Origin of the sequence: Pseudomonas fluorescens (genome assembly GCF_005938625.1) — a bacterium.
GTDB classification, from domain to species: Bacteria; Pseudomonadota; Gammaproteobacteria; order Pseudomonadales; family Pseudomonadaceae; genus Aquipseudomonas; species Aquipseudomonas fluorescens_BD.
The window spans coordinates 15,018-40,322 of sequence record NZ_VCNJ01000041.1 but is presented as its reverse complement, the minus strand read 5'-3'; the positions used below and the strand labels follow the sequence as shown (position 1 = coordinate 40,322).

15 protein-coding genes and 1 pseudogene are annotated in these 25,305 nt (G+C 60.1%); 11 read left to right on the top strand and 5 right to left on the bottom strand.

The window, feature by feature from the left end:
- Together FGA82_RS32190 and FGA82_RS23710 are read left to right on the top strand one after the other, a co-directional pair.
- Positions 1-2,051, top strand: a pseudogene (locus FGA82_RS32190) (hypothetical protein); the annotation flags it as partial.
- Positions 2,052-2,599: 548 nt separating this feature from the next.
- Entirely contained in the window at positions 2,600-2,959 is a 360-nt protein-coding gene (locus FGA82_RS23710) for a DUF6124 family protein (protein ID WP_008083868.1), read from the top strand.
- 192 nt (positions 2,960-3,151) lie between these two features.
- Here the strand turns inward: FGA82_RS23710 and FGA82_RS23705 are convergent, their stop codons facing one another.
- The gene (locus tag FGA82_RS23705) at positions 3,152-11,014 is read right to left on the bottom strand and encodes a retention module-containing protein (protein ID WP_141128959.1); all 7,863 of its coding nucleotides are present in this window, start codon (positions 11,012-11,014) and stop codon (positions 3,152-3,154) included.
- A 532-nt stretch (positions 11,015-11,546) separates the two neighbouring features.
- On the opposite strand from FGA82_RS23705, the gene FGA82_RS23700 reads away from it, so the two are divergent.
- The 3 genes from FGA82_RS23700 (at position 11,547) to FGA82_RS23690 (ending at position 16,591) form a co-directional block, all read left to right on the top strand.
- Entirely contained in the window at positions 11,547-12,905 is a 1,359-nt protein-coding gene (locus FGA82_RS23700; RefSeq protein WP_038363705.1) for a TolC family outer membrane protein, read from the top strand.
- A 154-nt stretch (positions 12,906-13,059) separates the two neighbouring features.
- Entirely contained in the window at positions 13,060-15,219 is a 2,160-nt protein-coding gene (locus tag FGA82_RS23695) for a type I secretion system permease/ATPase (protein ID WP_141128958.1), read from the top strand.
- A gap of 10 nt (positions 15,220-15,229) precedes the next feature.
- Positions 15,230-16,591 (top strand): HlyD family type I secretion periplasmic adaptor subunit, encoded by a 1,362-nt coding sequence (locus FGA82_RS23690; protein WP_141128957.1) that lies wholly within the window; start codon positions 15,230-15,232, stop codon positions 16,589-16,591.
- 114 nt (positions 16,592-16,705) lie between these two features.
- Here FGA82_RS23690 and FGA82_RS23685 read toward each other — a convergent pair whose 3' ends face one another.
- Positions 16,706-17,302: a tRNA-uridine aminocarboxypropyltransferase gene (locus tag FGA82_RS23685; RefSeq protein ID WP_141128956.1), complete on the bottom strand. Its 597-nt coding sequence runs from the start codon at positions 17,300-17,302 to the stop codon at positions 16,706-16,708.
- 5 nt (positions 17,303-17,307) lie between these two features.
- Positions 17,308-18,201, bottom strand: a complete 894-nt coding sequence (locus FGA82_RS23680) for a LysR family transcriptional regulator (RefSeq protein ID WP_141128955.1) — start codon at positions 18,199-18,201, stop codon at positions 17,308-17,310.
- Between the two features lie 292 nt (positions 18,202-18,493).
- Here FGA82_RS23680 and speB point away from each other — a divergent pair, with 292 nt between their 5' ends.
- The 6 genes from speB (at position 18,494) to FGA82_RS23650 (ending at position 24,008) form a co-directional block, all read left to right on the top strand.
- The gene (gene speB / locus FGA82_RS23675) at positions 18,494-19,444 is read left to right on the top strand and encodes an agmatinase (RefSeq protein WP_008086245.1); all 951 of its coding nucleotides are present in this window, start codon (positions 18,494-18,496) and stop codon (positions 19,442-19,444) included.
- A 10-nt stretch (positions 19,445-19,454) separates the two neighbouring features.
- On the top strand, positions 19,455-19,877 hold the full coding sequence (locus tag FGA82_RS23670; RefSeq protein ID WP_141128954.1) for a YybH family protein: 423 nt from the start codon (positions 19,455-19,457) through the stop codon (positions 19,875-19,877).
- Positions 19,878-19,933: 56 nt separating this feature from the next.
- Positions 19,934-21,436, top strand: a complete 1,503-nt coding sequence (locus tag FGA82_RS23665) for a purine-cytosine permease family protein (protein ID WP_141128953.1) — start codon at positions 19,934-19,936, stop codon at positions 21,434-21,436.
- 90 nt (positions 21,437-21,526) lie between these two features.
- Positions 21,527-22,906 (top strand): sodium:solute symporter, encoded by a 1,380-nt coding sequence (locus FGA82_RS23660; RefSeq protein WP_141128952.1) that lies wholly within the window; start codon positions 21,527-21,529, stop codon positions 22,904-22,906.
- 84 nt (positions 22,907-22,990) lie between these two features.
- Positions 22,991-23,716: an MBL fold metallo-hydrolase gene (locus FGA82_RS23655; RefSeq protein ID WP_141128951.1), complete on the top strand. Its 726-nt coding sequence runs from the start codon at positions 22,991-22,993 to the stop codon at positions 23,714-23,716.
- Between the two features lie 43 nt (positions 23,717-23,759).
- Complete coding sequence (locus FGA82_RS23650) at positions 23,760-24,008, top strand: acyl carrier protein (RefSeq protein WP_141128950.1); 249 nt, start codon at positions 23,760-23,762, stop codon at positions 24,006-24,008.
- Between the two features lie 104 nt (positions 24,009-24,112).
- Here FGA82_RS23650 and FGA82_RS32710 read toward each other — a convergent pair whose 3' ends face one another.
- Both FGA82_RS32710 and ptrR read right to left on the bottom strand, forming a co-directional pair.
- A complete protein-coding gene (locus FGA82_RS32710; RefSeq protein ID WP_007914492.1) occupies positions 24,113-24,241 on the bottom strand; it encodes a PA1414 family protein in 129 nt (42 codons plus the stop codon).
- 142 nt (positions 24,242-24,383) lie between these two features.
- Positions 24,384-25,277 (bottom strand): putrescine utilization regulator PtrR, encoded by an 894-nt coding sequence (gene ptrR / locus FGA82_RS23645; protein ID WP_141128949.1) that lies wholly within the window; start codon positions 25,275-25,277, stop codon positions 24,384-24,386.
- Between the last annotated feature and the right edge of the window lie 28 nt (positions 25,278-25,305).

The following is a 25,305-nucleotide window of genomic DNA, read 5'->3' as shown; positions in this document are numbered from 1 at the left end:
ATACGACCAGTTATTCGAATGTGCTGGAGTTTACGGTAGGGCAACCGGTGGCGCTGGATCCGCCGACCATTGATTCGGTCAAGGGATCGCCAAGCGGCAAGGACATTGTCGAGGGTGGCACCACTGTTGAAACCAGCGTGGTGCTGAGCGGCACGGGCGCCAAGGGCAAGAACGTTGAAATACGTAATGGCGCCACCGTCGTTGATGAGGTCCCGGTCGATCCGGACTCTGGAATCTGGGCATACACCGCGTCGGGGCTGACTGTGACGAAACACAGTTTTACCGCGACAGGAAAGTACGGCGCCGAACCCGCCTCTGCGGCCTACACCCTCACCGTCACGGCCGTCATTGTGCCGACGCTGAGCAATGTGCTGGACGACCGCAACAACGAAGTGCCAGAGGGTAAAACCACCTTCAGCACGTCGCTGACACTCAAAGGCACCGCCAGCAAAGATCAGGACGTCGGAATCTATGATGGCAGCGGTGCGAGCGCAGTGCTAAAGGGAACCGCGACAGCGGATAAAGCCACAGGCCTGTGGGAATGCACGATCACGGTTGTAGTCGGCGCGCGCCGGTTGTATGCCAAATCCTTTTATCACCCCACATCGACCTATTCCAATGTGCGACTCCTGACGGTGGAAGCCCTCAGGGCACCGACATTGACTTCAGTCAAAGGCTCGCCGAGTGGTAACGAAATCCCCGAGAATGGCTTCACCGTGGAAATGGCCGTCATCTTGAGCGGCGTTGCCGCAGCCGGGCGAGACGTGGAAGTGCTCGACGGTGCGGTTATCAACGGTAAAGAGACTGCCGATGGAGTAACCGGCATCTGGAGTCTGCCCGTTGCAAACCTCAGCAAAACCAAACACAGCTTTACGGCCAGAGATCTGGAGCAACCGAGCCTCGTGTCGGCAGCGAGGACGTTGACGGTGACGGAAGAGCTGCGCGCGCCATTTCTGGTGGAAGCAGCCAGCCCGATTCATCCGCTGGCATATCCCCAAGGCGTGACAATGCGGATTGAATTCCCAGCGCAGGTTGACGATAGGGCGCAGTTGGTTCATGTGAATGCAGTGGACGGGGCACCGCCGTTCGAATTAAAAAAATTCAATGACGACAACCAGGTAAATGAGCCGCTTGCACAAGCATTCTGGATAAATCATCAAAACTCGGTCGTCAGGTTTCTGTGGGATCTGAATCGCGATGGCAGCCCGGCTGGCAAGTCACAAACGATGGAGGTACAAGTCGAAAAAATCGACGCAGGTGACACGCGATTGCCCACTCCCGTAATAGCCGGAAATACAAGCAATTTACTCGACGTCACTCAACTCCAAAGCACTGATCAATCGACAGTTGCGAATTCGCCTCATACTCCACGAGAAGTACGGTGGTTGCTTTATGAAGGGACAAGCAGAAGTGGCGCGACCGTAAAACTTTATGACCCAGAGAAAGAAACAAGTGATCCGGCATCAGATTTCAGCAAAAAAATCCCCTTGGCCTGGCTGAAAGCTCTGGGTAATGGCACAACATTAACGATGACATTCAGCGTCAACTTCAAGGGTGAGCCCAACCAGGAAGACGCTACCAAGTTTCCGATTCGAACTTACTCCATTCGGGCGACACCGCGCCTTGATGACCTGACGAATTTTGCCAATCACCAGAGAAACGGCTGGGAAAATGGTCCGGTAATTGTTGACCAGAGAGACTGGAGCTATGCCAACTTTCTCGGTCTCACATCGCTGACCAACAGCACCTATACGAACAACTCTGCGGGCGTTGTACTAAAAAAGACCTATACCAATTTGATCCGTGGCAGCACGTATGAATTCAGCTGTCTTGCATCCAACGGAAATCAGCCACCACTTGCACAGCTTTCGTTCAGATCAAACTATGGAGTGATAATAAGCTTCATGTCGCCACCTGCCTCCCAATGGATACCTTATTCATCCACTTTTATTGCGCAGTCCGAACAGATGACTTTCGAGTTCCAGAGCCTTTTGGCTACCGGGTCTGGTAATGACTATTTCTTGACTAACTTGCGCATGAGAGAGGTTTAAACAACTAAACAAGAAAGAAAAAAAGGGGGACGGATTTATTTAACCAGTGATTTAAACAGCGGGGTTGATCGAGGTTTTTCTGTTGACCGGGATGACCCTTTCGCGAGCAAGCTCGCTCCCACAGGGAAACGCATTGAAAATGTGTGCGAGCTTGCTCGCGAAGGGGCCACTGAAGTCAGCGCAAATCGCCTTTTAAACTCCGGCGTTTAAAAGACACCTTCAGACACGCCTTCCAGGCTACAAATTCTTGCGCCTTTGCCTACAGCTACGCCAGAATCCGCCGGCTTGTGCGCCTTGGGGGCGGGTTCTATTGTGGTGCGGTCGCTGGAGAGTCAGCGATCGGGTTTAGCGACCCAAATCTGTAATAGGTGCATCAGCGCTCCATGCTTTGTGGCAGATTCAATGTCTGCAACTTCGCTATGGTGGCTGTATGCGGGAGACCCTCGGGTCTGCCGGGTGCCTATAACCGGTTCGCTAACCTGCGTACAGCCGCCACCCTCCTGTTTAGCGACAGTTCTGGGCGGCTCCACTCTTATAGGAGCTTCACCATGATCAAACCAACACCCAACCCGCCCGAAACCGATCTCGCCTCACCCTACGAATCCCTCGATTCAAAAAAGCTCAACGACGCCGCCGAGCGCGCCCTCGACCACTACCTCTGCCCACCCGGCTCCACGCCACCGCCCCGTAAAACCCGCCGCATGTATGCCGTTACCGCAGACTTCAAAAACGAAGAACTGCTGGCCGATGCCAGCGAAACACTCGCCTCAGCCAGAACCATCGCTCATGACTTCGCCCACCTCATTCCCGCGTCGCAGCGCAGGACGCTGTTGGGGATCGCGCAACTGATCATGCTGGGGGAGCTGGCGGTGAATCGGGTGATGGATAATCTGGAGTTGCCGCAGTAGCGACACGCGATGATCGTTCCCACGCTCCTGCGTGGGAATGCCTCAACGGACGCTCCGCGTTCGGCTTTGGAAGGGACGCGGAGCGTCCCGGGCTGCATTCCCACGCAGAGCGTGGGAACGATCACGTGTGGCAGAAGAAACCCGCCGTCCCGGTTGTACGGGACGGCGGGTTTTGTCGTTTCAGCCCTCAGTTCAAACCGTATCCACCTTCAACGAATGATCATTCAACATCCCGCTGATGATCGTTGCCGTGTCATGCCCGCCAGCCACCACCCCGCCCGCCCCTGGCGTCACGCCGTAGTGACTGGCGAGGTTGACGCCGGCCAGATCAATCGTCTGGTTCGGCGTTGCACCGGCCATGGCGCTGACGTCGATGCTGGTAAGGACCGAGGCGCCGCTGCCGCTGACAGTGAAGTGCAGGTAGTCATCCAGTGAGGCGGTGGTGCCGTTTTCACCTTGCAGCAGTTGCGACAGATCGAGCTTGTCGGTGCCAGGGGTGAAGTCGGTGATCAGGTCGTGGCCGCTGTTGCCCTTGAGCCACTGGAAGGTGTCGGCCCCTGAGCCACCGGTCATGGTGTTGTTGCCCATACCGCCAATCAGTAGGTCATCACCGCCGCCACCGTTGAGGATGTCGTTACCGAGGCCGCCGTTGATCACGTTGTTATTGTTATCGCCGGTGAGGGTGTCGTTGAAGTTCGAGCCGATGAGGTTTTCGATGCCGGTCAGCGTATCGGTACCGGCGCCGAGGGTGTTTTGCGCACCGAGCAGGCCGAGGTTGACCGTCACCCCGGCGGTGGCATGGGCGTAGCTGGCCGTGTCGATGCCAGTGCCGCCGTCGAGCAGGTCATTGCCCGGGCCGCTGTAGAGCAAGTCGTTGCCGGCGCCGCCGTGCAGTTCGTTGTTGCCGGACCCGGCGGTGAGCACATCGTTGCCGTCGCCGGCGTTGATGATGTTGTCGCCGCTGCCGGCCACCAGCACGTCATCCCCCGAGGTGCCGGTGAGGGTGTGGCCGTCCTGATAACTGATGGTCACGTTGGCCGTGTCGCTGCCGCCGTGGTTGTCGTTGGCGGTGTAGCTGCCGTGGAAGTCCGGGGTGATGTCGTGGGCCCCGGCGTAGTTGACCGTCATGGTCAGTTGGTAGTTTTCCGCCGCATTGGTGTTACTGCCACTGGTATTGGTGATGTTGGTGATGTGGATCTGGTAAGTGCCGTCGGCGCTGGCGGTGATGGTGCCGCCGTCGGCAATGGTCACGAACGCGCCGCCATTGAGCGAGTACTCCATGGTGATGTGCCCGGCCGCCAGGTTGTGATCCAGATTCAGCGTTTCGCCCTGCTTCAGTTTGACGGTGATCAGGTCTTCATCGTTGGCATTGGCGTTGGTCACCGCCCCGAGGTAGCCGCTGATCACCAGTACAGCTGTCATCGCTGCGGTGTTGGCCGCGAACGCATTGCGCACATCGGCCAGGGTCTGGTTGGCGGCGCTGTTGCTGTTGCCGTTGAACGTGATCGCGCCGGTGCCGGTGAAGTCCGCGCCCTTCGCTGCCCAACCGGTGTTGAAAGTGGTCGGTGTGGCGTTGAGGGTATCGCCGTTCGGATCGGTGTCGTTGGCCAGCAACAGTTCGCCCGGCACGACGATATTGCCCGAGAGCACGTTGGTGATGACGTGGTCATCGACGGCCACTGGAGGCGCGTTGGGGATCACTTTCACGGTCAACGTCGAGCTGGCAAGGTCGCCGTCGTTGTCGCTGACGGTGAAGCCGATGTTCTCGGTGATGACCACCGCCGTGGTTTTCTGCGAGGTGTAGGTGTAGTCGCCAGTGTCGAGATTGATCAGCAGTGTGCCGCCGTTATTGGTGGCGATGCTCAACGTGTTGTTGGCGGTGTTGAAAGTACCGTGATTGGTGCCGCCGCTTGGCGTCAACGAGCCTTGGCCGCTTAGGGCTTTCGGATCATAGGTGTAGGTGGTGCCGTCAACGACGATGGACTTGATGAAACCGCCATCGGCGCCAAAGGTGCCGCCCTCGCCCAGCAACGAACCGGTAACTGGCGCGCCCTGCACCGTGCCCGACAACACAGAGTTGAGCTGATTGAGGTCGGTGACCACTACCGCGTTGGTGTTGGTATGGCTGATGCCGTCGTACGCCAGCGGGTCGAGGTTGGCGTTGCTCACGCCGCTACCGAGGCCGATCGCGTAGTTCTTGATGTTGTTGGCATCGAGGAAGGCTTTCAACGTTGCTTCATCGGCGGTGCCGATATCGCCCTCGTTGGGTTTGCCGTCGGAGAAAAAGTAGCCGACGTTCTGCGCCCCGGTGAGTTTGCCCGAGGTGTTGAACGCGTTGTACATGGTCGCCACGGCAGCGTCGTAGTTGGTGCCGCCGCCAGCGGTGAGGCCGGCCAGCAGGGTCTTGGCGGTGGCCACATCGACCCACACCGTCGTCCGGTCGGTGGCGTTGCTGCTGAAGGTGACGAGCTGCACTTTCACATCGCCGAGGTCGTCGTACTTGTCGAGCAAGGCGCTGATGGCCTGCTTGGCCAGCGCCAGCCGCGACAGGCCCGGTACGCCGGAGGCGTCGGCCATGCTGCCGGAAATATCGAGGACGATGAGGATGTTGGAATCGATCTCCACCGCCGCCACCGAACGATCCGACGCCACCGCTTTTGGCACGTCATCGACGATGTTCACCACAAGGGTGCTGGTGGTGCTGTTGCCCAGTGCATCGGTGGCTTTGTAGGTGAAACTTTCGCTGAGGGTGTTCGCACCGTCGTTGGCGTTCGGTGTGGTTTTCGGTGCAGAGGTCAGCGTGTAGGTGTAGGTGCCGTCGGCGTTGAGCTGAATCTGCCCGTAAGTGCCAGTGGCGCTGCCAACCAGGGTGTAGGTGATCGCGCCCGTGCCGCCGGTGACCGCGCCGACCAGTGTGCCGGTGGCGGTTTCGCCAGTGTTGGTCGGGTCGCTGCCGGTGACCGTACCGGGGGCCAGATCCGCGCCGTCCTTGCTCAGATCGAGGGCTTTTTCGTAGACCGTCACGTCCTGATCGACCGAGGCCACCAGTTTGCTGTCGGCGACGTTGATGGTGATGGTCGTGGTGCTTTCATCGCCGTCGCTGTCGCGGATGGTATAGGTGAAGGTGTCGGTGGCGCCCGGCGGGCTCACCGAGTTCGGGTTGCTGTGATAGACGGCGTTGCCCGCCGCATCAAGGGTCAGGTAACCGAAGTTGCCGTTGATGTTGCTGTTGAGGCCGCCGATGGCTGAAGTGCCGGTGTTGCTGCCGGCGCGCACGCCGACCACCGTGGCCGCGCCATCGGCACCGCTGATGTCATTGGCCAGCACGCTGACGTTGACCGTACCGCCCTCGGCCACCGAGCCGGTGTCGGGTTTGGCGGTCGGCAGGTCATCGATGATATTGACGTTGATCTGACCGGTGGCGGTGCTGCCATCGGTATCCGTCGCCACCACGTTGAAGTTCTCGGTGAGGCTATTCGCGCCGTTACCGCTCGGGTGGGCTTCGTTATCGACCAGTGTGTAGCTGTAACTGACCACGCCAGTCGCCGGGTTGTATCCGGTGACAGTGAAGGTGCTGCCCAGCGGCGAAACCACCGACTGCGGGAAGCCGGCAGCGACACCGTTGGTGACCACGGCGATGCCGCCGACGGTCAGGGTTTGCAGGCCATCGAGCGCAGTGACGGTGAAGGTGCCGCTCTGGGTCAGCGCCGGGGTGTCGGGGCTGGTGCCGTCGCTGAGGTTTTTCTCGTAGACGGTGAGTTCGCCGCCGTTGACGTCGAGGCCGTTGAGCACCACCGGATCGTCATTGTTGTGGATGTTCAGCACCAGGTTGGCGGTGCTGGTATCGCCGTCGGCGTCGGTCAGGGTGTAGGTGAACGTCTCGGTGCCGTTGCCGCCGCCGTGCAGGTTTTTGAAGTCGGCATCGTTGGGGTTCAGCGTGTAGGTGTACGTGCCGTTGGCATTCAGCACCAGCGTGCCGTAAGTGCCGGTGAACGTACCGGCAGTGATTGGCCCGGCATTCGGCCCGGTCGCGACCACGTCGGCACCTTGCACATCGTTGGTCAGCACATTGCCGGTCAGGATCAGTTGCGTTTCCGAAGCGCTGTTGGCGTTGCTGTCGTTCACAGCTTTTGGCACGTCATCGACGATGCTGACGACAATGGTGCTGGTGACGATGTTGCCCAGCGAATCGGTGGCCTGATAGGTGAAAGTTTCGCTCAGGGTGTTGGCGCCGTCGTCAGCATGCGGCGTGGTGGTCGCCGGCGAGGTCAAAGTGTAGGTGTACGTGCCGTTGGGGTTGAGGACGATTTGCCCGTAGTTGCCGGTGGCGCTGCCGACCAGCGCGTAACTGATCGTACCGACTGCCCCGGTGACCGAGCCGACCAACGTGCCAGACGCGGTTTCGCCGGTGCTGGTCGGGTCGCTGCCGGTAACCGTACCGGGCGCCAGATCAGCGCCGTCCTTGGTCAGGTCGAGGGCTTTCTCATAAACGGTGACGTCGGTGTCGCTGGTTGCGTTCAGTTTGCTGTTGGCGACATCGATGGTGATGGTGGTGGTGCTTTCATCACCGTCGGAATCGCGCACGGTATAGGTGAAGACGTCCACCGCGCCCGGACCACTCACGGCGTTGGGATTGCTGTGGTAAACGGCGTTGCCATTGGCGTCCAGGGTCAGGTAACCGTAAGTGCCGTTGATGTTGCTGTTGAGACCGCCAATGGCCGAGGTCGATGTGTCGGAGCCGGCGCGCACGCCGACCACTGCACCGGTTACGGCCGGGCCATCGGCGCCGCCGATGTCATTGTCCAGCACGTTGCCGCTGACGGTGCCGCCCTCTGCCACCGATGCGGCGTCAGGATGAGCGCTGGGCAAATCATCGACGATGTTGACGTTGATCTGACCGTTGGCCGTGCTGCCATCGGTGTCCGTCGCCACCACGTTGAAGTTCTCGGTGATGCTGTTGGCGCCGTTGGCGTTCGGATGGGTTTCGTTGTCGACCAGGGTGTAGCTGTAACTGACCACGCCGGTCGCCGGGTTGTAACCGGTGATGGTCAACGTGCTGCCCAATGGAGTGGTCACCGATTGCGGGAAGCCTGCGGCGACGCCACCGGTTACCACATTGATACCGCCCACAGTCAGGGTTTGCAGACCATCCAGAGCGGTGACGGTGAAGCTGCCGCTCTGGGTCAGGGCCGGTGTGTCGGGGCTGGTGCCGTCACTGAGGTTTTTCTCGTAAACCGTCAGTTCGCCGCCGTTGACGTCGAGGCCATTGAGGTAGACCTGATCGTCATTGTTGTGGATGTTCAGCACCAGGTTGGCGGTGCTGGTATCGCCGTCAGAATCGGTGATGGTGTAGGCGAAGGTTTCCGTGCCATTGCCACCGCCGTGGAGGTTTTTGAAGTCGGCATCGTTGGTGTTCAGCGTGTAGGTGTAAGTGCCGTTGGCGTTGAGCACCAAGGTGCCGTAAGTCCCGGTGAAGGTGCCAGCGGTGACCGGACCGCTCGCTACACGGTCAGCGCCTTGCACATCATTGGTCAGGACGTTGCCAGTCAGGGTCAGCAGAGTTTCCGACGCGGTGCCGCCGTTGGAATCGTTCACGGCTTTTGGCAGGTCGTCGATGATGTTCACATCGAGAGTCGCGTTGGCCGTGGTGCCGTTGTCATCGACCACGGTAACGGCGAACTGCTCAGGCAAATTGTTCGCGCCGTTGGCGGTTGGATGCGCTTCGTTATCGACCAGGGTGTAGCTGTAGCTGACCACGCCGGTTGTTGCGTTGAAACCGGTGATGGTCAGCGTACTGCCGAGCGGTGTGGTCACGGATTGCGGAAAGCCTGCGGCGACGCCGTTGGTGACGACAGCGATGCCGCCGACGGTCAGGGTGGTGACGCCGTCCAGAGCGGTAATGGTGAACGTGCCGTTTTGGGTCAACGCAGTGGAGTCCGGTGTGCTGCCGTCCGTGAGATTTTTCTCGTAAACGGTGAGTTCGCCACCATTGACGTCAAGGCCGTTGATGATCACCGGATCGTCGTTGTTGTGGATCTGCAGCACCAGATTCGCCGTGCTGGTATCGCCGTCCGAATCGGTGATGGTGTAGGCGAAGGTTTCCGTGCCGTTACCACCGCCGTGCAGGTTTTTGAAGTCGGCATCGTTGGTGTTCAGCGTGTAGGTGTAAGTGCCGTTGGCGTTGAGCACCAAGGTGCCGTAAGTCCCGGTGAAAGTGCCGGCCGTCACTGGGCCGGTGGGTACGCGATCGGCGCCTTGCACATCGTTGGTCAGAACGTTGCCAGTCAGGGTCAGATTGGTTTCAGAAGCAGTGCCAACGTTGGAGTCATCCACGGCTTTGGGCAGATCGTCGACGATATTCACATCAAGGGTCGCGTTGGCGGTGGTGCCGTTGTCATCGACCACGGTGACGGCGAACTGCTCGGGCAGATTGTTCGCACCGTTGGCGTTTGGATGAGCTTCGTTGTCGACCAGGGTGTAGCTGTAGCTGACCACGCCGGTGGTGGCGTTGAATCCGGTGATGGTCAGCGTGCTGCCCAACGGCGTCGTGACCGATTGAGGGAAGCCTGCTGCCACACCATCGGTGACGACTGCAATGCCGCCGACAGTCAGGGTCGTCACGCCGTCAAGCGCAGTGACAGTGAACGTGCCGCTTTGGGTGAGCGCGGTGGAATCCGGCGCGCTGCCGTCACCGAGATTTTTCTCGTAGACCGTCAACTCTCCACCTTCGACGTTCAGGCCGTTGATGACCACCGGATCGTCATTGTTGTGGATCTGCAAAACCAGATTCGCGGTGCTGGTATCACCGTCCGAATCGGTGATGGTGTAGGCGAAGGTTTCCGTGCCATTGCCACCACCGTGCAGGTTTTTGAAGTCGGCATCGTTGGTGTTCAGCGTGTAGGTGTAGGTGCCGTTGGCGTTGAGCACCAAGGTGCCGTAAGTCCCGGTGAATGTACCGGCAGTGACCGGGCCAGTCGCTACACGGTCGGCACCTTGCACATCATTGGTCAGCACGTTGCCAGTCAGCGTCAGCAGGGTCTCTGACGCCGTGCCATTGCTGTCATCGAACGCTTTCGGTACGTCGTCGGTGATGTTGACGTCGAGCGTGCCGGTCGCCGTGTCGCCATTGCTGTCGCCGGCAATCACGGTGAACTGTTCGCTGAGATTGTTCGCGCCGTCGCCGGCCGCATGGCTTTCGTTGCCGTTGAGGGTGTAGCTATAGCTGACAACGCCAGTCGCCGGGTTGTACCCGGTGATGGTCAGGGTGTTGCCCAGTTGCGAGGTGATCGATTGCGGGAAGCCGATCGGCACACCGCCAACGATAACGTTGATGCCGCCAATGCTCAGGCTGGTCAGCCCGTCCGGTGCCGACACGGTGAAGCTGCCGCTTTGGGTGAGCGCGCCGGGGTTGGCGGCCGAACCGTCAGGCAGATTGGCTTCATTGAGATTGAGTTCGCCGCCGGGCACGGCCAGGCCCGTGAGGGTTACCGGATTGTTGACCGGTGGCGGCACCACGACTGCCGGGGTGTTATCGCCGTTGTCGATCACCGCGTTGTGGCGTTCTTCGGGGAATTCAGGAATACCACCGAACCCGGCAGTGGGGAAACCGATGATCGGATCGACCCGGCCGCCGACTTCCGTCAGCAAGACAAAACTGTGGCCGCCGCCCAGCTCACCCGGCGCACCGCCCGGAGCATTCGGGCCGGCGGCAGTGGCTTCGGCGGTTTTGCTCGGGTCATCACCGGCAGCGATGGCTTTCTGGATCTGCTCAACGTCAGTCAGTTGCGCTTCGCTCGGGGTTACAGCTTCCGCAACGTTCACATGCGCCGCTTGATCGGCCAGCAACTGACCGGTCATGGTCAGGCTGCTGTCACGACCCAGGGTCAGTTCCTGGCCGTTCTGCAGATGAACGGCGACGGCGCCTTCTGCGCCGGTGATCAGTTGATCGCCGGCATACAGGCGATCCCCCTCAACCAGTGCGCGTTTAGTACCGTCGGCTGACTGGGCGAAAACCTGGCCAATGACTTTAGTGACTGTGCCGATGAGCGTTGCCATGTGAAATCCTCCGCTGCCGACCACCGTCGGCACTGGTAAGCGAAGCAGCCCATGGCTCAATCGGGTTGTTGGAGGCGACGCTCGCACCTTCAACAGTTCGTTTCGCAGGTGGCTTCTTTCGGAAACATCAGTGCTATCAAGCACTTCCGCATTCTGATCAAAGCAATACGCCTACTAACGCTACGTAACGGTGGTGAATCACCCGAGTGACAAAAATCTGTCGCTCATCAACCGATACGCGTCCCTCCCCTTCAGCAGTACTTCGCCGTATGTCGCAAAGTGAGTGGAACTTTCCTCAAGCCTTTCTGCGCTCCCTAAAGCGCACAAAACAAAGGCTTTCATGCTGAACAATGTGCCGGTTTTTACAAAGCGCATAAGTTTTTTTCGGCATAAGCCTTATGAAAATTTTTTCTTAGCTACGCTTCAGGATGTTCTTAGCTCTGTTGTTACAAGAGTGAAACGCTTAGACCTAAAAATATCGTCAAATATTTGGCGACAGTAACACACCATCAGGACTCAGGGAGATGCACCCATGCGCGTTCTAACCCCCCTCTGCAGCGCGGTTTTGCTGGCCATGGCTTGCACTTCTCAAGCCCAGGCCATGAACCTCACCGAGGCTATTCAAAGCACCATCGCCACTCACCCGGAACTGGCCTCGCGCGTGGACGCGCGCCTGTCGGCTGATGAACAAGTCAAAGTGGCCAAGGGCGGCTTCTATCCGTCCGTCGATTTGAACGCCGCGTATGGCCGTGGCTACAGCGATAACACCAACACCCGAGCCTTCGGTAATCACCACACCGAAATCCTCAATTACACCCAGTCGGAGCTGCGCCTGCGGCAAATGCTGTTCGACGGCTTCAACACTGCCAACGAAGTCGAGCGCACCAAAGGCGTGTCCAATTCACGCGCGTACTACGCGCAAGGCACCGCCCAGGATCTGGCCCTGCGTACCATTGAGGTGTACCTCGAAGTGCTCAAGCGCCGCGAACTGGTGACGCTGGCCCGCAACAACCTGCAGGCGCATTTGCGCGTCAACGACCAGATCGGCCTGCGCACCGAGCGTGGCGTCGGCAGCACCGCTGACTCCGACCAATCGGTCGCTCGTAAAGCGCTGGCGCAAAACAACCTCGACACCGCTGAAGTCGATCTGGCCGACGCCGAATCGAATTTCTACAGCGTGGTCGGGCGCATGCCCGATGAGCTGGAAACCCCGGCCTCGACCCGTGGTGAATTGCCGACCAGCCTGCCGGAAGCCCAGCAGAGCATGGTCGAAAACAACCCGTACCTGAAATCGGCGCAGGCTGACGTGCAATCGGCCGAGAGCCAGTACGAAGTCGCCAAGTCGCCGTTCTATCCGCGTTTCGATGCTGAAGCCGCCGTCGGCGCGAACAACAATGTGCAGGGTGATGAAGGCCACGACAACGAATGGCGTGTGGGTGTGGTGATGAACTACAACCTGTTCCGCGGCGGCAGCGACAAGGCGCGACTGGCCTCCGATGCGCACCAGATCAACCAGGCGATGGACATCCGCAACAACGCTCTGCGCCAGCTCAACGAGAACATTCATCTGGCGTGGAACGCCATGGTCAACGCGAAGAAACAGACCCCGACCGCCCGCGAATACGCCGAAACCACCAAACGCGTACGCGCCGCGTATCAGGATCAGTTCGGCCTTGGCCAACGGACCTTGCTCGACTTGCTCGACAGTGAAAACGAGCTCTACAACGCCAACCGTCGCTACACCGAAATCCGCTACACCGAGGAATATTCGATGTACCGCGTGCTGGCGAACATGGGCCAGTTGCTGAGCAAGCAGCGGGTCGTGCTGCCGGCCGATGCGATCGCTGCGACCGAAGTGAAAAACGAAGCGCGCCTGCCCGAACTGAAGTAAGTCCCGTGTTGATCGTTCCCACGCTCTGCGTGGGAACGCAGCCCGTGACGCTCCGCGTCACTGGACGCAGAGCGTCCCTAGAGGCATTCCCACGCAGAGCGTGGGAACGATCAAATGTGTGGATTCCCGTGCCCGTTCAACAGAGGCGATCAATATGACCAGCATGGAACCCGGGAACGCCGGGGTCGATCCGCGGCTGAGCTTCGATGATCCGTTACTCGACGGTCTGTTGATCCTCTGCAAACTGCATGGCGCGACGGTCAGTCGTGCCAGCCTGAGCGCCGGGCTGCCCCTCAACAAACAGCGTCTGAGTCTGGACCTGCTGCCTCGCGCCGCGGCCCGGGCCGGGTTGCAGGCGCGGATTCTGCGGCGTGATCTGAAAGACATCTCACCGCTGAACCTGCCGATTCTGCTGCTGCTCAACGACGGCCGCACCGCTGTATTGCGGCGTTTCGGCGATGACGGCAAAGCCTTGATTCTGCCCAGCGAAGCCGATGGCGGCGAGCAATGGATCAACCGTGAAGAACTCGCCGAGCACTACAGCGGCCAGGCCTTGTTCGCCCGCCCGCGCCACGAACTCGAAGACCTGCGCTCACCGCTGGTGCCACGGGTACATGCCTGGTTTCGCGACACCCTGAAACTGTCGAAATGGCTGTACAGCGATGCAATCCTCGCCAGTTTTCTGATCAACCTGTTGGGTCTGATGGTGCCGCTGTTCGTCATGCAGACCTACGACCGCGTGGTGCCGAATCAGGCGACGTCGACCCTGTGGGTGCTGTCGATCGGTTTGCTGATCGGCACCGGGTTTGAATTGGTGCTGCGGGTGGTGCGTGCGCACTTGCTCGACACCGCCGGCAAGAAAACCGATGTGATCCTTTCCGCGACTTTATTTGAACGCATCACCGGCATGTCAATGAAGGCAAGGCCGGCAACCATCGGCGGTTTCGCGCAAAGCATTCATGACTTCCAGGGCCTGCGTGAATTCCTCACGGCGGTAACCCTGACCAGTCTCATCGACCTGCCCTTCGTGGTGCTGATGCTGGTGGTGATCGGCCTGCTGGGTGGCTGGCTGGTGGTGATTCCGCTGCTGGCGTTTCCGATCACGATCCTCTTCGCGATGATCATTCAGGTGCGCCTGCGTGACACCGTGCAAAAGAGCCTGAGCCTCGGCGCTGAACGCCAAGCGGTGCTGATTGAAACCCTCGGTGGCCTGGAAACCCTCAAGGCTTGCAGCGCCGAGAGCGAGCGCCAGCACAAATGGGAAAGCACCCACGGCGCCCTCACCCGCCTCGACAGCCACGCGCGCAATCTATCGGCGCTGGCCACCAACGGCACGCTGTTCATTCAACAGTTCTCGGGGATGGCGACGATTGTCGCCGGGGTCTACAGCATCATCGCCGGCAACCTGAGCGTCGGTGCGCTGGTCGCCAGTTACATGCTCGGCAGTCGTGTACTCGCGCCGCTGGGGCAGATCGCCGGGCTGATCACCCGCTATCAGCAAGCGCAATTGACCATGAAAAGCACCGATGCGCTGATGGCTCTGCCGCAGGAACGCGACGGCAAGCAGCGGCCGCTGGAGCGCACGCAATTGCAAGGCGCGCTGGACGTCAGCGGCGTGACCTTTCATTACAACGGCCAGAATGCGCCGGCGCTGAGCAATGTCAGCTTCAGTCTGAAACCCGGCGAACGGGTCGGCATCATCGGCCGCAGCGGTTCAGGCAAAAGCACCTTGGCGCGATTGGTCATGGGTTTCTATGAACCCGAAGAAGGCCAACTGCTGCTCGACGGCCTCGACCTGCGCCAACTCGACGTCGCCGACCTGCGCCAGCAAATCGGTTACGTCGCCCACGATCTGCCGCTGCTGGCGGGCAGCCTGCGCGACAACCTGACCCTCGGCGCTCGCTACATCAGCGACTCGCGGATGCTCGAAGTCGCCGAACTGACCGGCGTTACCGAACTCGCTCGCCAGCATCCGCAAGGCTTCGATCGACCGGTGGGTGAGCGCGGACAATTGCTCTCCGGCGGCCAACGTCAGGCGGTGTTGCTGGCGCGTTCGCTGTTGCTCGATCCACCGATCATGCTGCTCGACGAACCCACCAGCGCCATGGACAACAGCAGCGAGGACTTGCTGCGGCAGAAGCTGCACGGCTGGGTGCAAGGCAAGACATTGCTGCTGGTCACCCACCGCACCTCGATGCTGAGTCTGGTAGACCGGTTGCTGGTGCTGGACAACGGCCGGGTCGTCGCCGACGGTCCGAAAGAAGCGGTCATCGATGCACTGCGCAAGGGCCGTGTCGGCTCGGCGGCGGTCTAGGAGTTGTCCCATGTCTGCTTCCTCCGATAGCAAAGAGCGCGGCTACTTCGACAGTTTCGGCAAAAGCGCCGAAGCCGAGTTCATGCCGGAAACCGCCGGCGCTTCGTTACAGGATTCGCCGCGCTGGTCACGGATCACCGTGTGGCTGGCGGCAGCGCTGCTGATCAGTGCGGTGGTCTGGGCCAAATTCGCCGTGCTCGAAGAAGTGACCATGGGCGAAGGCAAGGCGATTCCATCGAGCAAGGTTCAGGTGATCCAGAACCTTGAAGGCGGCATCGTCACCGAAATCTTTGTGCGTGAAGGGCAAATGGTCAACAAGGGCGATACCCTGCTGCGCCTGGATGACACGCGCTTTCGCTCGAACAAGGGTGAGAGCGAGGCGGATCGTTATGCGTTGACGGCGCAGGTCGAACGGCTGTCGGCGGAGGCCGAGGGCCGACCGTTCAAGCTCTCCGATGAAGTCATCGCCAAAGCGCCGCAAGTCGCCGAAGACGAGCGTTCACTGTACGAACAACGTCAGCGCCGGTTGGCCAGCGAGCAGCGCACGCTCAGCGAACAACTGCGGCAGAAAACCCAGGAACTCGCCGAGTTTCGCTCCAAGCAGGGCCAGTTCAGTTCAAGCCTGGCGCTGCTGCAGCAAGAGATGAACATGTCCGAGCCGCTGGTGAAAACCGGTGCGGTGTCCCCCGTAGAAATCCTCCGCCTCAAGCGCAGCGCCGTGGAAATTCGTGGCTCGTTGAACGCCACCACTTTGGCGATTCCCCGCGCCGAATCGGCGATTGCCGAGATCCGCAGCAAAATCGACGAGTCAGAACAAACCTTCCGCTCCGAGGCGGCAAAAGAGCTGAATGAGAAACGCACCGACCTGTCGAAAATCACCGCCACCAGCATCGCTATCGACGACCGCGTCACCCGCACGACGGTGACCTCACCGGTGCACGGGGTGATCAAGCAATTGAAGGTCAACACCATCGGTGGCGTGGTCCAGCCGGGCAGTGACATGGTCGAAATCGTACCGTTGGAAGACAACCTGCTGATCGAAGCCAAGGTGCGTCCGCAGGACGTCGCGTTCCTGCATCCGGGCCAGAAAGCCATGGTCAAGTTCAGTGCCTACGATTACACGATTTACGGCGGGCTGAGTGCCAAGCTGGAGTTGATCGGTGCGGACACGATTACCGATGACAAGGGCAACAGCTTCTACCTGATTCAGGTGCGCACCGATAAAAACCATTTGGGCGGGGATGTGAAACCGCTGCTGATTATTCCGGGGATGGTGGCGACGGTGGACATTATTACCGGGGAGAAAAGTGTCCTGGATTATCTGCTCAAACCCGTGCTGAAAGCCCGGACCGAGGCGATGCGCGAACGGTAGCCGATGATCGTTCCCACGCTCCGCGTGGGAATGCCGCCCGGGACGCTCCGCGTCCCTTTACGAAGGTGACGCAGAGCGTCACTGGATGCATTCCCACGCAGAGCGTGGGAACGATCATTTGTCGCCATGATTACGCTGAAACGTCTCCTCCCCCATCGCCGCAATCTGCCCCTCGATCAACGCCTCGAACGGCTTGAGCAACGGCTCGAATGACGCCGGTGCCTCCAGCGTCTGCAACGCCTGCACAATCGCCTCGATGGTCGACAACGCCCCCGGTCCCGGCGCCTTGCGCAAGCGATAGCGCGAGACGCCACCCTCAGCCAGCGTCACCCGCGGCAACGCCGCCAACAACGGATTGAGGTGCAATATCTTGCGCGCCTTGCGCCAGGTGCCGTCCGGCACCACCAGCAACAACGGCTTATCGGATTCGCCATAAGGATGCATCGGTTGCGCATCATCAGCCGGAAACAGCAACCGCGCGTGATACCCCGGCCGGTTCAACAGCGCCGGCAAATCCTCGAACACCTCGCCAACGATCAGCTCGGCATTGCTCAAACCAAGTGCCGCCAATCGCGCGGTATTCAACGCATGATTAACTTCACTTGGATGCTGCAACAGCAACACCCGCGTGCGGCTGTCGAGGCTCGGGATCAGCGAACACAGGCAATGGGTTTGTGGGCGCAGGCAGCGCGGGCATTGAATTCTGGACATCGGTCTTAAACCTGATTGAGCTGTGCTTTGAGCAAATCGCGGAAGGTCTGGATCAGCGGTTCGCGGCTGCGGCCACGGCGCATGATCATCGAAAACGGTGCCTGATAACCGAAGGTCGCCGGCAGCAGCACGCGTAAGTCACCCTTGTCGGCCCACGCCTGAGCATAGTGCTCCGGCAAGTAACCGATGTAGGCACCGGACAGCACCAGAATCAGCTGCGCTTCCATACTTTCCACCGTCGCCGCGCTGTGTTTGAAGCCGTGGCGTGCGAGTTCCGCCTGACTCCAGTACCCACGCCCGACCATGCGCTGCTGGGTGATGACCTGTTCAGGGATACGCCGCTCGTTGAACAACGGATGGCGGCTGCTGCAATACAACCAGTGCTGCTCGCGGTACAGCGGCATGTAGATCAGGCCGCTCATGCGCGTGGAGAACGCACCGATGGCCAGATCGAGGCGATTGTCCTGCACGCCGAGTTGCAGTTCGTACGGGCTCATCACCGACAGGTGCAAATGCACTGCCGGGTGTTCCTGGCTGTAGGCGCCGATGGCTTCGGCGAACGGCAACGCCTTGTCACTGACGGTGGAGTCGATCACGCCGAGGTTGAGCGTGCCGCGCAGTTCGCCCTTGAGCGCTGCAGCGTATTGCTCGAAACCTTCGAGCTCGGCGAGCAGGCGCAGGGTTTCCTGATGGAACAGCTCACCCTTGCTGGTCAGGCTGAACCCGCCACGCCCGCGATGGCACAGCACCAGACCGAGCGCGGCTTCGAGCTGGCTCATGTAAGTGCTGATCGCCGAGGTCGACAGGTTGAGTTCCTGTTGCGCGTTGGCGAAACCCTGATGACGCACGACGCTGACGAAGATGCGCAATAGTTTCAGGTCGGGTAAAGCGTTGGCCATGTCTACTCCAAGGATCGTTCCCACGCTCTGCGTGGGAATGCAGCCCGTGACGCTCTGCGTCACCTGCGAGTACGGCTGGACGCGGAGCGTCCGTAGATGCATTCCCACGCGGAGCATGGGAACGAGCAGGTGTGGAAGTCTGGCATTAGTTTAGAAAAATCTGAACTAAGTTTTTGCCCGTAGCGATTCTTCCGCCGCACTACATTTCGCATCATCGGCCCCACAGCGGCGTCCGAACCCCTGCTCAACGGCGCGCCGACATAAATAAAACAAAGACGATGAGGCCTTACCCGTGGACAAGATTCTTCACCAACCACTGGGCGGCAACGAAATGCCGCGCTTCGGCGGCATCGCCACCATGCTCCGACTCCCCCATGTACCGACCGCTGCCGGCCTGGACGCTGCTTTCGTAGGCGTGCCACTGGACATCGGTACTTCGCTGCGCCCCGGCACCCGCTTCGGGCCACGCGATATCCGCACCGAATCGGTGATGATCCGCCCTTACAACATGGCCACCGGCGCTGCGCCGTTCGATTCGCTGGCCGTGGCCGACATCGGTGACGTGGCGATCAACACCTTCAACCTGCTCGACGCCGTGCGCATCATCGAAGAAGCCTACGACAACATCCTCGAGCACAACGTGATCCCGATGACCCTGGGTGGCGACCACACCATCACCCTGCCGATCCTGCGGGCGATTCATAAAAAGCACGGCAAGGTCGGTCTGGTGCACATCGATGCCCACGCTGACGTCAACGATCACATGTTCGGCGAGAAGATTGCCCACGGCACGACCTTCCGTCGCGCCGTTGAAGAAGGTCTGCTGGACTGCGACCGCGTGGTGCAAATTGGTCTGCGCGCGCAGGGCTACACCGCTGACGACTTCAACTGGAGCCGCGATCAGGGCTTCCGCGTGGTTCAGGCCGAAGAGTGCTGGCACAAGTCGCTGGCGCCGCTGATGGCCGAAGTGCGCGAGAAAGTCGGCGGTGGTCCGGTGTATCTGAGCTTCGACATCGACGGCATCGACCCGGCCTGGGCACCGGGCACCGGCACCCCGGAAATCGGTGGTCTGACGACCATTCAGGCGATTGAAATCGTTCGCGGCTGCCAAGGCCTCGACCTGATCGGCTGCGATCTGGTAGAAGTCTCGCCCGCTTATGACACCACCGGCAACACCTCGCTGCTGGCCGCCAACCTGCTGTACGAAATGCTCTGCGTACTGCCTGGCGTGGTCCATCGCTGAGGGTCGGGTCATGAACGAACGTGATCAGGTTTTGCAAGCGGCCGCCGATCTGGTGTCCGCCTTCGCCCGTAACGATCGCGAAGCTTACTTCGGCGCGTTCAGCGCCGATGCAAGTTTCGTTTTCTACACCCTCGAACAGCCGCTGCTGTCGCGCGATGCCTATCAGGCCTTGTGGGACAGCTGGCGCGCCGAGGATGGCTTCGAGGTGCTTGTGTGCACCTCGAGCAACGCTTTCGTCAGCCTGCAAGGTGACGTGGCGATTTTCATCCATGACGTGGCCACCGAGCTGCGCATGCAAGGGGAGCAACACTTCAGCCAGGAGCGCGAGACGATTGTTTTCAAGAAACAAGCGTCGAGCCTAGAACAACAAGGCCTTTGGCTGGCCTGTCATGAACATTTGTCCGCAATGCCGGAAGGGCTGCCATCCCCTTAGCCAAACAGGTGACGCCTCACGCACGATGAGGCGCGCCTTTATGATCGGAGCAGATCATGAATAACAACAACAACGACCAAAGCCTTACGCAGATTGAAACCCACGGGGTCGAACAGATCCCGGACCACGAACGGACCGCAGGCCCGACGGACTTGTTCCGGATGATCTTCGGTGGTTCGAACACCTTTGCCACCGCCGTGCTCGGCAGTTTCCCGGTGCTGTTCGGCCTGTCTTTTCAGGCCGGCGTCTGGGCGATTGTGTCGGGCGTGTTGCTCGGCTCGCTGATCCTCGCACCGATGGGCCTGTTCGGCCCGCTCAACGGCACCAACAATGCCGTGTCGTCCGGTGCGCATTTCGGCGTGCACGGGCGGATCGTCGGTTCGTTCCTGTCGCTGTTGACCGCTATCGCGTTTTTCTCGCTCTCGGTGTGGAGTTCGGGGGATGCGCTGATCGGTGGTGCGAAACGCCTGATCGGTCTGCCGGAAACCGACCTGACTCTGGGCCTGGCCTACGGTCTGTTCGCGATCCTGGTGCTGACCGTGTGCATCTACGGCTTCCGCTTTTTGCTGTGGGTAAACAAGATCGCGGTGTGGAGCGCCAGTCTGTTATTCCTGCTGGGCATCTTCGCTTTTGCCGGTCCTTTCGACGCGCATTACGCGGGCACTGTGAGCCTCGGTCAGCCGGGCTTCTGGGCCGCGTTCATCGGCGCCGCGCTGGTGGCGATGAGCAATCCGATTTCCTTCGGCGCGTTCCTCGGTGACTGGTCGCGCTACATCCCGCGCGACACCTCCAAACAACGCATCATGGCGGCGGTTGTGCTGTCGCAGATCGCCACATTCATCCCGTTCCTGTTCGGCCTGACCACCGCGACCATCGTCGCGATCAAGGCGCCGGACTACATCGCGGCGAACAATTATGTCGGCGGTTTGCTGGCGGTATCGCCGAGCTGGTTCTTCCTGCCGGTATGCCTGATTGCAGTGATCGGCGGCATGTCCACCGGCACCACTTCGCTGTATGGCACCGGGCTGGACATGTCCAGCGTGTTCCCGCGTGTTCTCTCGCGAGTGAAAGCGACACTGCTGATCGGCGTGCTGTCGATTGCCTTCATCTTCATCGGTCGCTTTGCCGCGAACCTGGTGCAGAGCGTGTCGACCTTCGCTGTGCTGATCATCACCTGCACCACGCCGTGGATGGTGATCATGATCATCGGCCTCTTGGTGCGTCGCGGCTTCTACTGCCCGGATGACCTGCAAGTGTTCACGCGCGGCGAACAGGGCGGTCGCTACTGGTTCAGCCACGGCTGGAACTGGCGCGGTCTGGGCGCGTGGATCCCGAGCGCGGCGGTTGGCCTGTGCTTCGTGAACTTGCCGGGGCAGTTCGTTGGCCCGCTGGGTGAAATGGCTGGCGGCATCGACATCAGTTTACCGGTGACCCTGGGCCTGGCTTCGGTGGTGTACCTGACGCTGCTGAGCCTGTTCCCGGAACCGCGCGAAGTGTTCGGCCCGACGGATGAGCACAGCCAAATCGTGGAACCGTCGACTAAAGCGCAAGCCGCCTGAGTAAACGCCTATCCCCTGTGGGAGCGAGCTTGCTCCCACAGGAGACTGAATTCAGCCTCACATAAAAAAGACAATCGGAGACACGCCATCATGGCTTTGGATTTATTCGTCGTCCTCATCTACGCCGCCGGCATGCTCTTGCTCGGCTACTTCGGCATGCGCAAGGCCAAGACCAACGAGGACTTTCTAGTCGCCGGTCGTAATCTCGGCCCAAGTCTGTACATGGGCACCATGGCCGCGACCGTACTCGGAGGCGCGTCCACCGTCGGCACCGTACGTCTGGGCTACGTGCACGGCATCTCCGGTTTCTGGCTGTGCGCGGCACTCGGTTGCGGCATCGTTGCGCTGAACCTGTTCCTCGCCAAACCGCTGCTGAAACTGAAGATCTACACCGTTACCCAAGTCCTGGAAAAACGCTACAACCCGATGGCCCGCTCGGCCAGCGCAGCAATCATGCTGGCTTACGCGCTGATGATTGGCGTGACCTCGATCCTCGCGATCGGCACCGTGCTGCAAGTGCTGTTCGGCCTGCCGTTCTGGATCTCGGTATTGCTCGGCGGTGGCGTGGTGGTGATCTACTCGGCGATTGGCGGCATGTGGTCGCTGACCCTGACCGACATCGTCCAGTTCATCATCAAGACCGTGGGCCTGATGTTCATCCTGCTGCCGATCTGCCTGTACCGCGTTGGCGGCTGGGACGAACTGGTGCTGAAACTGCCGGCGACTGCTTTCAGCTTCACCACCATCGGCTGGGACACGATCATCACCTACTTCATGATCTACTTCTTCGGCATCCTCATCGGTCAGGACATCTGGCAACGGGTCTTCACCGTCAAAACCGCCAAAGTCGCGCAGTACGCCGGCAGCATCGCGGGCATCTACTGCATCGTCTACGGTCTGGCCTGCGCGCTGATCGGCATGGCCGCACACGTGCTGATCCCGGATCTAGACAACGTCAACAACGCCTTCGCCGCCATCGTCAAACTGTCGCTGCCGGACGGCATCCGTGGTCTGGTGATCGCTGCGGCACTCGCTGCGATGATGTCCACCGCCAGCGCCGGTCTGCTCGCCGCCGCCACCACTCTGACTGAAGACCTGCTGCCGAAACTGCGTGGCGGCAAACCGTCGAGCCTGGGCATCAACCGTCTGTTCACCCTGCTGACCGGCATCGTTGTGCTGGGTATCGCGCTGGTGGTGAACGATGTGATCAGCGCCCTGACCCTCGCTTACAACCTGTTGGTGGGCGGCATGCTGATCCCGCTGATGGGTGCGATTTTCTGGAAACGCGCAACCACCGCCGGCGCAATCGCCAGTATGGGCCTGGGTTTCGCCACAGCGCTGCTGTTCATGTTCAAGGACGGTCTGGATGCGAACACGCCGATCTACTACAGCCTGGCTGTGGGTCTGGTGAGTTTCGTGGTGGTCAGCCTTGTCTCCCCTCGCCCGGCAACCGTGGCGAGTGCGATCTAAGCTTGCAGTAACGACTTGATGCTTTCTTCGACGGGTGTGGCGTCGGTTGCCACACCCGTTTTTTTCGTCTCAAGGAAAGTGAATATGAAGATCGTTTCTCGCGATCAGTGGTTTGAAGTGCAGCACTTGAGTGACGGTATTCGGCTGATTCATGAACCGTATATTCGACCGTTCTACCGCTGCAACCTGTGGCACATTCAGGGTCGCGACAAAGACCTTTTGCTGGACAGCGGTTCGGGGCTGGTGAGCCTGCGCGAGCAGTTGCCCTGGATCACCGAGCGGCCATTGGTGGCGGTGGCTAGTCATTGCCATTTCGACCATATCGCCGGGCATCACGAATTTGCTGAACGGCTGGTGCACCCGGCCGAAGCGGACATTCTGGCGGCGCCGGATGGTGAAAATGATTTGAGCCGCGCCTTCGTCGGCGACGACATGTTCGAGGCGCACCCGGATTGCCCGTTGTGCTACGCCGAATACCGGGTCAAAGCCGCCCCGGCCACCGGGTTTGTCGAGGACGGTGATGTGCTCGATCTGGGCAATCGCACGCTGCAAGTGCTGCACACGCCGGGGCATTCGCCGGGCGGGATCAGCCTGTATGAGGTGGCGACGCAAACCCTGTTCAGCGGCGATATCATCTACGACGGGCCGCTGATCGAAGACGCCTACCACTCAAATCTTGAGGATTACGCCACCAGCCTGAGACGTTTGCAGGCACTGCCAATCCGCACGGTGCATGGCGGGCACTTCGGCAGTTTTTCCGGGGAGCATTTGCGCTCGATGATTGACGAGTGGTTGCGCGGCCACGCCTGAGGGCTGCTTCACTCAAGCACAACAACAATCAGAAAGACCTGCCATGAGAAGAGCTGCCGTTCGTGCCGCCGTGCACCGGTATATCCGGCGTCTGCTGGAGACCCGCGAGTTCACCGACAACACCAGTCTGGTGCAACTGGGTCTGGAGAAAGCCGATATAGAAGATCTGATCTTTCATCTGGAAGATGAATTCGGACTGACGGCGTTCACCGCCGAGGAAGACCGCCTGCTCAAGACCGCGAAGACGGCCAATGACTTGAGCCGTTTTTTACTGGAGATCGGCCGGCACTAAAAGCAAAAGATCGCAGCCTGCGGCAGCTCCTGCATAAATCTGTGCAGGAGTTGCCGAAGGCTGCGATCTCTTGATCTGAATCCTTTGATCTCGGATCGGGGGCGTTACCGGCGCCGTTGTTGACGGCGGCGCTGCTCGTCATCGGTGCGGATCGGTACAGGTTGCAGAGGCGGTTCGATCAAACCGAGGGCAACACCCAAATCGTGCAGCCAGTTTTGAATTTTCTCTTTCATCGTCATGCCCCCTTCAGGGTGGTGCTGAGCGACCGGAATTCTGAGGCCGCTTCGCACTGATAATAGTCCGAAGTCCTACGCAATGCTCGGCCAAATCCGCAATGATCTGTTACTGAATTGAACAGAATTCGCGGACAGTGGTTCAAGCTCTTTCCCGGGTTTCGATCTGAGCCGCGGGATAGACCGCCTGCTGCACCTCGATCCAGGCATTGAGGTTGGCGCCAAGCATGCCTTTGCGCCACATGAGCCACGTTGTCGCACTCACAAATGGCTCGGCCAACGGATGCACCGCGACGCTGTCGCGCCCCGGCAGACTGGCCAGCATCGACTCCGACATCAGCGCCACACCACTGCCGGCAATCACGCAGGCGAGCATGCCCTGATACGACTCGATCTCCATCGCCCGGCCCATGGTCGCGTGGTAGTGCGCAAACCACGCCTCCAGTCGCATGCGATAGGAACAGCCGCGACGAAAGGTAAATACCGACCGCCCTTCAACGTCCCGGGCACTGTGCACCGGCGGATGATCGATTTCAGTGATCAGCACCAACCGCTCCTCGCACAACGGCACGCCGTCGAGCCCGGCCAGTTCCAGTGGGCCATCGACCAGCGCGGCATCCAGACGTCCGGTGAGCAAACCCTCCAGCAACTCCCCGCTCGGCGCCGACTGCACTTGCAGATTCACCGCCGGATACTGCTTGTGATACTGCGCCAGCAGCGCCGGCAAATGGATCGCTGCCGTGCTGTACATGGTGCCCAGAGCGAAGTCGCCGGCCGGTTTACCGCCCATCACCGCGGCACTGGCCTGATCGCGCAGAGCGAACAGTTTGCCGGTGTAATCCAACAGGACTTTTCCCGCAGGCGACAGTTGCAAACGCTGACGCTCACGGACGAAAAGCTCGACACCCAATTGCTCTTCGAGCTGTTTAAGCCGGGTCGACAGGTTCGATGGCACCCGGTGCAGGCGTTCGGCGGCGCGGGTGATCGACCCTTCTTCGGCTACGGCCTGAAAAATCCGCAGTTGGCTGAATTCCACAAGCTTTCTCCAGAAAAGAACAAGTTGC